At 55.4% G+C, this 12,189-nt stretch carries 10 protein-coding genes; 8 read left to right on the top strand and 2 right to left on the bottom strand.

Annotation, left to right across the window (positions count from 1 at the left end):
• Nucleotides 1–75 precede the first annotated feature (75 nt).
• The 8 genes from nuoG to nuoN all read left to right on the top strand — a co-directional run bounded on the left by nuoG (nt 76) and on the right by nuoN (nt 10,106).
• A complete protein-coding gene (gene nuoG, locus OGV65_RS22205; RefSeq protein ID WP_032931989.1) occupies nt 76–2,802 on the top strand; it encodes an NADH-quinone oxidoreductase subunit NuoG in 2,727 nt (908 codons plus the stop codon).
• Nucleotides 2,799–3,776 (top strand): NADH-quinone oxidoreductase subunit NuoH, encoded by a 978-nt coding sequence (gene nuoH / locus OGV65_RS22200; RefSeq protein WP_016153834.1) that lies wholly within the window; start codon nt 2,799–2,801, stop codon nt 3,774–3,776. Before nuoG ends, nuoH begins: the two co-directional genes overlap by 4 nt.
• Nucleotides 3,777–3,790: 14 nt before the next feature.
• Nucleotides 3,791–4,333: an NADH-quinone oxidoreductase subunit NuoI gene (gene nuoI, locus OGV65_RS22195; protein WP_003028062.1), complete on the top strand. Its 543-nt coding sequence runs from the start codon at nt 3,791–3,793 to the stop codon at nt 4,331–4,333.
• 11 nt (nt 4,334–4,344) lie between these two features.
• Nucleotides 4,345–4,899 (top strand): NADH-quinone oxidoreductase subunit J, encoded by a 555-nt coding sequence (nuoJ, locus tag OGV65_RS22190; RefSeq protein ID WP_016153833.1) that lies wholly within the window; start codon nt 4,345–4,347, stop codon nt 4,897–4,899.
• Nucleotides 4,896–5,198, top strand: a complete 303-nt coding sequence (gene nuoK / locus OGV65_RS22185) for an NADH-quinone oxidoreductase subunit NuoK (protein WP_006683663.1) — start codon at nt 4,896–4,898, stop codon at nt 5,196–5,198. Before nuoJ ends, nuoK begins: the two co-directional genes overlap by 4 nt.
• Nucleotides 5,195–7,036, top strand: coding sequence for an NADH-quinone oxidoreductase subunit L (gene nuoL, locus OGV65_RS22180; protein ID WP_016153832.1), 1,842 nt, complete (start codon nt 5,195–5,197; stop codon nt 7,034–7,036). The genes nuoK and nuoL overlap by 4 nt, the downstream gene beginning before the upstream one ends.
• A 76-nt stretch (nt 7,037–7,112) precedes the next feature.
• Nucleotides 7,113–8,642, top strand: a complete 1,530-nt coding sequence (gene nuoM / locus OGV65_RS22175; protein WP_016153831.1) for an NADH-quinone oxidoreductase subunit M — start codon at nt 7,113–7,115, stop codon at nt 8,640–8,642.
• Nucleotides 8,643–8,648: 6 nt separating this feature from the next.
• Nucleotides 8,649–10,106, top strand: coding sequence for an NADH-quinone oxidoreductase subunit NuoN (gene nuoN / locus OGV65_RS22170; protein WP_016153830.1), 1,458 nt, complete (start codon nt 8,649–8,651; stop codon nt 10,104–10,106).
• Nucleotides 10,107–10,198: 92 nt separating this feature from the next.
• On the opposite strand, the gene OGV65_RS22165 is transcribed toward nuoN, so the two are convergent.
• Both OGV65_RS22165 and rbn read right to left on the bottom strand, forming a co-directional pair.
• The gene (locus OGV65_RS22165; RefSeq protein WP_016157041.1) at nt 10,199–11,203 is read right to left on the bottom strand and encodes a chemotaxis protein; all 1,005 of its coding nucleotides are present in this window, start codon (nt 11,201–11,203) and stop codon (nt 10,199–10,201) included.
• Nucleotides 11,204–11,267: 64 nt separating this feature from the next.
• Nucleotides 11,268–12,185, bottom strand: coding sequence for a ribonuclease BN (gene rbn, locus OGV65_RS22160; protein ID WP_016157040.1), 918 nt, complete (start codon nt 12,183–12,185; stop codon nt 11,268–11,270).
• Nucleotides 12,186–12,189 lie beyond the last annotated feature (4 nt).

Raw genomic sequence — 12,189 nt, 5'->3', positions numbered from 1 at the left:
GGGTAACCCTGAATCGCGATCAGAAATTCGATTAACGCTCGGTTTTAGACCGAGCCAACTGGAAGCATGCTGACTATGGCTACGATTCATGTAGACGGCAAAGAATATGAGGTCAACGGAGCGGACAACCTGCTGGAAGCTTGTCTGTCTCTCGGCCTTGATATTCCGTACTTTTGCTGGCACCCGGCGCTGGGAAGCGTCGGTGCTTGCCGCCAGTGTGCGGTGAAGCAATATCAAAACGCGGAAGACACGCGTGGTCGCCTGGTGATGTCTTGTATGACACCGGCCACCGAAGGCACCTTTATTTCAATTGATGACGAAGAAGCGAAACAGTTCCGCGAAAGCGTAGTGGAGTGGTTGATGACTAACCACCCGCACGACTGTCCGGTCTGTGAAGAGGGCGGTAACTGCCACCTTCAGGATATGACCGTCATGACCGGTCATAGCTTCCGCCGCTACCGCTTCACGAAGCGTACACACCGCAACCAGGACCTGGGGCCGTTCATCTCTCACGAAATGAACCGCTGCATCGCCTGCTATCGCTGCGTACGTTACTACAAAGATTACGCCGATGGCGCGGATCTGGGCGTCTATGGCGCACATGACAACGTCTACTTTGGTCGTCCGGAAGACGGTACGCTCGAAAGCGAATTCTCCGGTAACCTGGTGGAAATTTGCCCGACCGGCGTCTTCACCGATAAAACGCACTCCGAGCGTTATAATCGTAAATGGGACATGCAGTTTGCGCCGAGCATCTGCCAGCAGTGTTCTATCGGTTGTAACATCAGCCCGGGCGAGCGCTACGGTGAACTGCGTCGTATCGAAAACCGCTACAACGGTACCGTTAACCACTACTTCCTCTGCGACCGTGGTCGTTTTGGCTATGGTTACGTGAACCTGAAAGACCGTCCGCGTCAGCCGGTACAGCGTCGTGGCGATGACCTGATCACGCTGAACGCCGAACAGGCGATGCAGGGCGCGGCAGATATTCTGCGTCAGTCGAAGAAAGTGATTGGTATCGGCTCCCCGCGTGCCAGCGTTGAAAGTAACTTCGCGCTGCGTGAACTGGTCGGTGCGGATAACTTCTATACCGGTATTGCCCAGGGCGAGCAGGAACGTCTGCAACTGGCTCTGAGCGTGCTGCGTGACGGCGGTATTCATACCCCGGCACTGCGCGAAATCGAGTCATACGATGCGGTTCTGGTCCTGGGCGAAGATGTCACCCAAACCGGCGCGCGCGTTGCGCTGGCAGTGCGTCAGGCGGTGAAAGGTAAAGCGCGTGAAATGGCGGCGGCGCAGAAAGTGGCCGACTGGCAGATTGCGGCAATCCTCAACATTGGCCAGCGCGCCAAGCACCCGCTGTTCGTTACCAACGTCGATAACACCCGTCTGGATGATATCGCGGCATGGACCTACCGTGCGCCGGTTGAAGATCAGGCGCGTTTAGGTTTCGCTATCGCCCATGCGTTGGATAACAACGCACCGGCGGTTGACGGTATCGACCGTGACCTGCAGAACAAAATTGACGTCATCGTTCAGGCTCTGGCCGGGGCGAAGAAACCACTGATTATTTCCGGTACCAACGCCGGTAGCGCCGACGTGATTCAGGCTGCTGCCAACGTGGCGAAGGCGCTGAAAGGCCGTGGCGCAGACGTCGGGATCACCATGATTGCTCGCTCTGTTAACAGCATGGGGCTGGGTATGATTGGCGGTGGTTCCCTTGACGACGCGCTGACCGAGCTGGAAACCGGTCGTGCTGACGCCGTTGTGGTGTTGGAAAATGACCTGCATCGCCATGCTTCAGCAACGCGTGTGAACGCCGCGCTGGCGAAAGCGCCGCTGGTACTGGTTGTTGACCATCAGCGCACGGCTATTATGGAAAACGCCCATCTGGTGCTTTCCGCCGCTAGCTTCGCCGAAAGCGATGGTACGGTAATTAACAACGAAGGTCGCGCCCAGCGTTTCTTCCAGGTCTATGACCCATCCTACTACGACAGCAACACCGTAATGCTGGAAAGCTGGCGCTGGCTGCACTCGCTGCACAGTACCGTGCAGAGCCGTGAAGTGGACTGGACGCAGCTCGACCATGTTATCGACGCGGTCGTTGAGAAGTTACCGCAGTTGGCGGGTATTAAAGATGCCGCGCCGGATGCAAGCTTCCGTATCCGTGGACAGAAACTGGCACGTGAACCGCACCGCTACAGTGGTCGTACCGCAATGCGCGCCAACATCAGCGTCCACGAACCGCGTCAGCCGCAGGACAAAGACACCATGTTCGCTTTCTCTATGGAAGGGAACAACCAACCGTCTGCGCCGCGTTCGCAAATTCCGTTTGCCTGGGCTCCGGGCTGGAACTCCCCACAGGCGTGGAACAAGTTCCAGGATGAAGTGGGCGGTAAACTGCGTCATGGCGATCCGGGCGTGCGTCTGATCGAAGCTTCGGCAGATGGTCTGGATTACTTCACAACCGTTCCGGCGAGCTTCCAGGCTCAGGATGGTCAGTGGCGTGTCGCGCCTTACTATCATCTGTTTGGTAGTGACGAAATGTCCCAGCGTGCGCCTGTCTTCCAGACCCGTATGCCGCAGCCGTACATCAAACTCAACCCGGCTGATGCCGCGAAGTTGGGTGTTAATGCCGGTACGCGCGTTTCTTTCAGCTACGATGGCAACACGGTTACGCTGCCGGTTGAAATCGCTGAAGGATTAACGGCAGGGCAGGTTGGTTTGCCAATGGGTATGCCTGGCATCGCGCCGGTTCTGGCTGGTGCACGTCTTGAGGATCTGCAGGAGGCACAACAATGAGTTGGATTACACCCGATCTGATTGAGATCCTGCTGAGCGTTCTCAAAGCGGTCGTGATTCTGCTGGTGGTGGTCACCTGCGGGGCATTCATGAGCTTTGGCGAACGTCGTCTGCTCGGTCTGTTCCAGAACCGTTACGGACCGAACCGTGTTGGCTGGGGCGGTTCGCTCCAGCTGGTTGCGGACATGATCAAGATGTTCTTTAAAGAAGACTGGATCCCGAAATTCTCGGATCGCGTCATCTTTACCCTGGCACCGATGATCGCCTTCACCTCGCTGCTGCTGGCTTTCGCCATCGTGCCGGTGAGCCCGAACTGGGTGGTTGCTGACCTGAACATCGGGATCCTGTTCTTCCTGATGATGGCAGGCCTCGCGGTATACGCGGTGCTGTTCGCAGGCTGGTCCAGTAACAACAAATACTCGCTGCTCGGTGCGATGCGCGCGTCTGCGCAGACGCTGAGCTACGAAGTATTCCTCGGACTTTCCCTGATGGGCGTGGTGGCGCAGGCCGGTTCATTTAACATGACCGACATCGTCAACAACCAGGCTGATATCTGGAACGTTATTCCGCAGTTCTTTGGTTTTGTCACCTTTGCCATCGCGGGCGTGGCGGTGTGTCACCGTCACCCGTTTGACCAGCCAGAAGCCGAGCAGGAACTGGCCGACGGTTACCACATTGAATACTCCGGTATGAAATTCGGTCTGTTCTTCGTGGGTGAGTACATCGGCATCGTCACCATTTCTGCACTGATGGTTACCCTGTTCTTCGGTGGCTGGCATGGTCCGTTCTTACCGCCATTCGTCTGGTTCGCGCTGAAAACCGCGTTCTTCATGATGATGTTCATTTTGATTCGTGCGTCGTTACCGCGTCCTCGTTATGACCAGGTAATGTCCTTCGGCTGGAAAGTCTGTCTGCCGCTGACGCTCGTCAACTTGCTGGTAACGGCGGCTGTCATTCTCTGGCAGGCGCAATAAGGGACACAAAGACCATGACCTTAAAAGAATTGTTCGTAGGTTTCGGCACCCAGGTACGCAGTATCTGGATGATCGGCCTGCATGCGTTCGCGAAACGCGAAACGCAGATGTACCCGGAAGAGCCGGTCTATCTACCGCCCCGTTTTCGTGGTCGTATCGTTCTGACCCGTGACCCGGACGGCGAAGAGCGTTGCGTTGCCTGTAACCTGTGTGCGGTAGCGTGTCCGGTAGGCTGTATCTCTTTGCAAAAAGCAGAGACCAAAGATGGCCGCTGGTATCCGGAGTTTTTCCGCATTAACTTCTCACGCTGCATTTTCTGCGGCCTGTGCGAAGAAGCCTGTCCGACAACGGCTATTCAGCTGACTCCAGATTTCGAGCTGGGTGAGTACAAGCGCCAGGACCTGGTTTACGAGAAAGAGGATCTGCTGATCTCCGGTCCGGGTAAATACCCGGAATATAACTTCTACCGGATGGCAGGTATGGCAATCGACGGCAAAGATAAGGGCGAAGCAGAGAACGAAGCCAAGCCTATCGACGTCAAGAGCCTGTTACCGTAAGGAGAGGGGCAATGGAGTTCGCTTTTTATATCTGTGGCCTGATAGCCATTCTCGCAACCTTGCGGGTGATCACCCACACCAATCCGGTACACGCACTGCTGTACCTGATTATTTCGCTGCTGGCGATTTCCGGGGTGTTCTTCTCGTTAGGTGCTTACTTCGCGGGGGCGCTGGAAATAATCGTCTACGCGGGCGCCATCATGGTGTTGTTCGTGTTCGTGGTCATGATGCTCAACCTCGGTGGTTCTGAAATTGAACAGGAACGCCAGTGGCTGAAACCGCAGGTGTGGATTGGACCGGCGATTTTGTCGGCCATCATGCTGGCGGTTATTGTTTATGCCATTCTGGGTGTTAACGATCAGGGCATCGACGGGACGCCAATTAGCGCGAAAGCTGTCGGTATTTCCCTGTTCGGACCGTATGTACTGGCGGTCGAGCTGGCTTCGATGCTGCTGCTGGCAGGTCTGGTTGTGGCCTTCCACGTAGGGCGCGAAGAGCGTTCTGGTGAAGTGCTGAGCAATCGCACCGATGACCGCGCGAAAAGAAAAACGGAGGAGCACGCATGATCCCCTTACAACATGGACTGATCCTCGCGGCTGTCTTATTCGTACTGGGCTTAACCGGTCTGGTTATCCGCCGCAATCTGCTGTTTATGCTGATCGGGCTGGAAATCATGATTAACGCCTCCGCGCTGGCCTTCGTGGTCGCCGGAAGCTACTGGGGCCAGACCGATGGTCAGGTGATGTATATTCTCGCCATCAGCCTTGCGGCTGCGGAAGCGAGCATTGGACTTGCGCTGTTGCTGCAACTTCATCGCCGTCGCCAGAACCTGAACATCGATTCAGTAAGTGAGATGCGTGGATGAACATGCTTGCCTTAACCATTATTCTGCCATTTATTGGCTTTGTATTACTGGCGTTCTCTCGCGGTCGTTGGTCAGAAAATCTGTCCGCGACCGTGGGTGTCGGGTCGATTGGCCTGGCGGCGCTGGTGACCGCGTTTGTTGGCGTTGACTTCTTTGCTAATGGTCAACAGGCCTACAGCCAGCCGCTGTGGACGTGGATGTCTGTCGGTGACTTCAATATCGGTTTTAACCTGGTGCTGGACGGCCTGTCGCTGACCATGCTCAGTGTGGTGACCGGTGTGGGTTTCCTGATCCACATGTTCGCCTCCTGGTATATGCGCGGTGAAGAGGGATACTCCCGTTTCTTCGCCTACACCAACCTGTTTATCGCCAGCATGGTGGTTCTGGTACTGGCGGATAACCTGCTGCTGATGTACCTCGGCTGGGAAGGCGTGGGCCTGTGCTCCTATCTGCTGATCGGTTTCTATTACACCGATCCGAAGAATGGCGCTGCGGCAATGAAAGCCTTCGTCGTGACCCGTGTGGGTGACGTGTTCCTCGCCTTCGCATTGTTTATCCTCTACAACGAGCTGGGCACGCTGAACTTCCGCGAAATGGTGGAACTGGCACCTGCTCACTTTGCAGATGGTAACAACATGCTGATGTGGGCAACCCTGATGCTGCTGGGCGGTGCGGTGGGTAAATCCGCGCAGCTGCCGTTGCAGACATGGCTTGCTGACGCGATGGCAGGTCCGACGCCTGTCTCCGCGCTGATCCACGCCGCGACGATGGTTACCGCCGGTGTCTACCTGATTGCACGTACTCACGGCCTGTTCCTGATGACGCCGGAAATCCTGCATCTGGTGGGGATTATCGGGGCTATCACTCTGGTACTGGCTGGTTTCGCCGCGCTGGTACAGACCGACATCAAACGCGTTCTCGCATACTCCACCATGAGCCAGATTGGTTATATGTTCCTGGCTCTCGGGGTTCAGGCGTGGGACGCGGCGATTTTCCACCTGATGACGCACGCCTTCTTTAAAGCGCTGCTGTTCCTGGCATCCGGCTCGGTTATCCTGGCCTGTCACCACGAACAGAACATCTTCAAGATGGGCGGTCTGCGTAAGTCTATTCCGCTGGTGTATCTCTGCTTCCTGATCGGTGGCGCGGCGCTGTCGGCTCTGCCGCTGATTACCGCAGGCTTCTTCAGTAAGGATGAGATTCTGGCCGGTGCGATGGCGAACGGTCATATCAATCTGATGGTTGCAGGTCTGGTCGGTGCGTTCATGACCTCTCTGTACACCTTCCGTATGATTTTCATCGTGTTCCATGGTAAAGAGCAAATTCACGCTCACGCAGGGAAGGGGATTACACATCATCTGCCGCTGATTGTGCTGATGATCCTGTCCACCTTCGTTGGCGCACTGATTGTGCCACCGCTGCAGGGTGTACTGCCTGCGACGACCGAGCTTGAGCATGGTCGCGTGATGACCCTGGAAATTACCTCCGGTATCGTCGCGATTGCAGGCATTCTGATCGCTGCATGGCTGTGGCTGGGTAAACGTACGCTGGTGACGTCGATTGCCAACAGTGCGCCAGGCCGTCTGCTGGGTACCTGGTGGTATAACGCCTGGGGCTTCGACTGGCTGTACGACAAAGTGTTCGTCAAGCCGTTCCTGGGCGTTGCATGGCTGCTGAAACGCGATCCGCTGAACGCAATGATGAACATTCCGGCGATCCTTTCCCGCTTTGCAGGTAAAGGCCTGTTGTTAAGCGAGAACGGCTATCTGCGTTGGTATGTAGCATCAATGAGCATCGGTGCCGTCGTTGTGCTGGCTCTGTTGATGGTACTGCGTTGATCGTAAAGTGAATTTTATCCAAATTCGTTGAAAATCAGGCCTCTATTAGGGGCCTTAAAAAGGAATAAAAATCGCCATGTTACTACCCTGGCTAATATTGATTCCCTTTATCGGTGGCTTCCTGTGCTGGCAGACCGAACGCTTTGGCGTGAAGGTGCCGCGTTGGATCGCGCTGATTACCATGGGACTGACGCTGGCGCTTGGCCTGCAACTTTGGTTGCAGGGCGGCTATTCACTGACGCAATCCACTGGCATTCCGCAGTGGCAGTCTGAGTTTGTCCTGCCGTGGATCCCACGCTTTGGCATCTCGATTCATCTTGCTATCGACGGTCTGTCGCTGCTGATGGTGGTGCTGACCGGCCTGCTCGGTGTTCTGGCGGTACTTTGCTCCTGGAATGAAATCGAAAAATACCAGGGCTTTTTCCACCTGAACCTGATGTGGATCTTAGGCGGCGTAATCGGCGTGTTCCTTGCCATCGACATGTTCCTGTTCTTCTTCTTCTGGGAAATGATGCTGGTGCCGATGTACTTCCTGATCGCGCTATGGGGGCATAAAGCCTCTGACGGTAAAACGCGTATCACGGCAGCAACCAAGTTCTTCATTTATACCCAGGCGAGTGGTCTGGTGATGTTGATTGCCATCCTGGCGCTGGTGTTTGTGCACTACAAAGCGACCGGCGTGTGGACTTTCAACTATGAAGAATTGCTGAATACTCCGATGTCCCACGGCGTGGAATACCTGCTGATGCTGGGCTTCTTCATCGCTTTCGCGGTGAAAATGCCGGTGGTTCCGCTGCACGGCTGGTTGCCGGATGCTCACTCCCAGGCACCGACCGCAGGTTCCGTTGACCTGGCAGGTATCTTGCTGAAAACCGCAGCCTACGGTCTGCTGCGCTTCTCCCTGCCGCTGTTCCCGAATGCGTCAGCGGAGTTTGCACCTATCGCAATGTGGCTTGGCGTCATCGGCATCTTCTACGGCGCGTGGATGGCCTTTAATCAGTACGACATCAAACGTCTGATTGCTTACACCTCCGTATCCCACATGGGCTTCGTGCTGATTGCTATCTACACCGGCAGCCAGCTGGCATACCAGGGTGCGGTGATTCAGATGATCGCGCACGGCCTGTCCGCAGCCGGTCTGTTCATCCTGTGTGGTCAGCTGTACGAACGTCTGCACACGCGTGATATGCGTATGATGGGCGGCCTGTGGGGCAAAATGAAATGGTTGCCTGCGCTGTCAATGTTCTTCGCAGTGTGTACGCTGGGTATGCCGGGTACAGGTAACTTCGTTGGCGAATTTATGATTCTGTTCGGCAGCTACCAGGTGGTTCCGGTTATTACCGTGATCTCGACATTTGGTCTGGTGTTTGCTTCTGTTTACTCGCTGGCGATGCTGCATCGCGCTTACTTCGGTAAGGCGAAGAGCCAGATTGCCAGTGTTGAACTGCCAGGGATGTCGCTGCGTGAGCTGTTTATCATCCTGTTGCTGGTCGTGCTTCTGGTACTGCTTGGCTTCTATCCGCAGCCGATTCTGGATACCTCGCATTCTGCGATGAGCAACATCCAGCAGTGGTTTGTTAATTCCGTTACTACTACAAGGCCGTAAATCGCCATGACAATAACTCCACAACACCTGATTGCGCTGCTACCGCTGCTGATCGTCGGCTTGACGGTGGTGGTTGTGATGCTCTCCATTGCGTGGCGACGCAATCACTTCCTCAATGCCACGCTGTCGGTCATTGGGCTTAACGCCGCACTGGTTTCGCTCTGGTTTGTTGGCCAGGCGGGCGCTATGGACGTCACCCCGCTGATGCGGGTTGACGGTTTCGCCATGCTCTACACCGGGCTGGTGCTGCTGGCGAGTCTTGCCACCTGTACCTTCGCTTACCCGTGGCTGGAAGGCTACGACGACAACCGGGAAGAGTTCTATCTGCTGGTGCTGATTGCCGCGCTCGGCGGTATTCTGCTGGCTAACGCTAATCATCTGGCGGCGCTGTTCCTTGGTATTGAGCTTATCTCTCTGCCGCTGTTTGGTCTGGTTGGCTATGCGTTCCGTCAGAAACGTTCGCTGGAAGCCAGTATCAAATACACCATTCTGTCTGCCGCAGCGTCTTCCTTCCTGCTGTTTGGTATGGCGCTGGTGTACGCGCAGTCTGGCAACCTGTCGTTTGTCGCGCTCGGTAAGAGCCTCGGCGACGGTATGCTGCAAGAACCGCTGCTGCTGGCGGGCTTCGGTCTGATGATTGTTGGCCTCGGCTTTAAACTCTCGCTGGTTCCATTCCACCTGTGGACGCCAGACGTATACCAGGGCGCTCCGGCTCCGGTTTCCACCTTCCTGGCGACGGCGAGCAAAATCGCTATCTTCGGCGTGGTGATGCGTCTGTTCCTGTACGCACCGGTAGGTGATAGCGAAGCGGTACGGATCGTGCTGGGTGTGATTGCCTTTGCTTCTATTATCTTCGGTAACCTGATGGCGCTGAGCCAGACCAACATCAAACGTCTGCTTGGTTACTCTTCTATCTCTCACCTCGGTTACCTGCTGGTGGCGCTGATTGCCCTGCAGAGCGGCGAGATGTCGATGGAAGCGGTTGGCGTTTACCTGGCCGGTTATCTGTTCAGCAGCCTCGGTGCGTTCGGTGTGGTCAGCCTGATGTCCAGCCCGTACCGCGGTCCGGATGCAGACTCTCTGTTCTCCTACCGTGGTCTGTTCTGGCATCGCCCAATCCTCGCGGCGGTGATGACGGTGATGATGCTGTCTCTGGCGGGTATTCCGATGACGCTGGGCTTTATCGGTAAGTTCTACGTACTGGCGGTGGGTGTGCAGGCTAATCTGTGGTGGCTGGTTGCCGCCGTGGTGGTGGGTTCCGCGATTGGTTTGTACTACTACCTGCGCGTTGCCGTGAGCCTGTACCTGAGCGCACCGCAGCAGCTAAATCGCGATGCGCCGTCCAACTGGCAGTACAGCGCGGGCGGTATCGTGGTGTTGATTTCTGCCCTGCTGGTACTGGTGCTGGGTATCTACCCGCAACCGTTGATCAGCATCGTGCAGTTAGCGGCTCCGCTGATGTAATTCGTCATGCTGTGATCGAAAAAGAGTCTGGACAATGTCCAGACTCTTTTTTTTACCTGTCTATACTCGTCATACTTCAAGTTGCTGGGGTGTCAGGCCGAAAGTTGACGGCTCACCAGCGGGCCGCTGATGCCTTTCGCTGTGCGATCCATCACTTCCTGAATTACTGAAGACAGCTCATTGACTTCGAATTTGGCCACGTAACCATCTGCTTTCACTCGGCGTACGTGATCTTCATTGGCGCTACCGGAAAGTGAGGAGTGGATAACGACCGGGATCTTCTTCAGGCGTTCGTCGGTTTTTATCTTACGGGTAAGCGTAAAACCGTCCATCTCCGGCATTTCCAGATCGGTGAGCACCAGCGCAATCTTCTCGCTGATTGGTTTACCTTCCGCTTCTGCTTCTTCAGATAGCTGTTGTATCTTTTCCCACGCATCCTGGCCCGTCACATGCATCAAGTGTGGGATCTCCATGGCGTTAAGCCCTTTTTCCAGCATCGCGCGAGCCACTTTGGAATCATCAGCCACAATCGCCACCGCACCCGGCGTAATGTTGAACTTATTGGTTTTCAGCTCTGTTGCGCGCAGGTCGTGGTTCGACGGTACGATGTCGTACAGGATCTGTTCGACATCGAGCACCAGCGCCAGATTGTTAGTCTCTTTGTTGTCGTCCAGACAGGCGATACTGGTAATGTAGCGACCATTGACGGCTTTTTCGGCGGTATGCACCTGTTGCCAGTCCAGACGCATAATGTTTTCTACCGACTCCACCGCAAACGCCTGAACGCTGCGGGCATATTCCGTGATCAACAGGATGTTGAGTCCGGTCTCTGGCTTACAGCCCGCGACGGCAGGCAGATCAATCACCGGGATCACCTGATCGCGAATGTTAACCATACCCAGCAACGGGGCTTTCATACCTGCGGGACGCGTAAAGGTCGGCATCGGTACGATTTCACGCAGTTTGAATACGTTGATGCCAAACAGTTCTGATTTCTGCTCCTCGACGGATTTGCCAAGGCGAAACAGCAGCAGTTCAAAACGGTTAGACAGGGTTAGGTTTGTCCTGTCATCAATATCTTTCTGGAAATTGTTCATCCTGTCCTCAGTGTGAAAGCCAGCCTTTCCACTGTTATCGGCACTGAGGCGGAAAAATGGAGCATTAAACGGTGAAAATGGCGAAATCGTGAGCCAGTTCAGTGTCTGGAAATATCGCTTTGCACTCTTCGAGTAACCGCTGACAACCTTTTTCATCGTAGCGTGAGCTAACGTGGGTCATGATCAGGCGTCCCACTCCGGCCTCAAGCGCCAGCTGGGCGGCTTGTCGGGTCGAGCTGTGACCGCGGCTGTTGGCTTTTTCCTCCATTGAGGAGTCCAGTGTGGTTTCATGTACCATCACATCCACACCGCGTGCCAGTTCAATGGCGGACGCGCAAGGTCCTGTGTCGCCGAAAATAGCCACAGATTTTCCTCTGGTGGCAGGGCCGAGAAAATCGGCGCCGTTAATCGCTCGACCATCCTCCAGCACGATGGTTTTCCCGGCTTTCAAATCCTGGAACCACGGGCCCGCTTTAACACCAGCCGCCTTCAAGGCGCTGGCGTCAAGTGCCCCCGGTTTGTCGTGCTCTTCAACACGAAAACCGTAGCACTCCAGCGGATGCTCCAGCGGGTACGCCGTTACTTTACGCAGGCCGTCATCAACAATTTCACCCGCGGTGATTTCGACAATATCCAGCGGATAATCGGTCCAGGAGCCGCTCAAACGCAAAGCCGTTTCGGTAAACTCTCGCAATCCCTTTGGTCCGTAAAGCGTCAGTGGCTGGACGTTCCCGGCCATTGAGCGACTGCACAGCAGCCCCGGTAAACCAAACAGGTGATCGCCGTGTAGATGGCTGATAAAAATACGCTCGAGTTTTCCAGGGTTAAATGGCGTGGTCAGCATCTGATGCTGCGTTCCTTCACCACAATCGAAAAGCCACAGCCCCGCCTGAGTCGGGTGTTGCAGATTCAGTAAAATTGCCGTTACATTGCGTGAGCGCGTGGGGACTCCCGCAGACGTGCCTAAAAATAGTAATTCCATCTTC

Source organism: Citrobacter sp. Cb004 (genome assembly GCF_030337065.1).
GTDB classification, from domain to species: Bacteria; Pseudomonadota; Gammaproteobacteria; order Enterobacterales; family Enterobacteriaceae; genus Citrobacter; species Citrobacter braakii.
The sequence above is the reverse complement of the archived record's forward strand: the minus strand, read 5'-3'. Positions and strand labels throughout refer to the sequence as shown.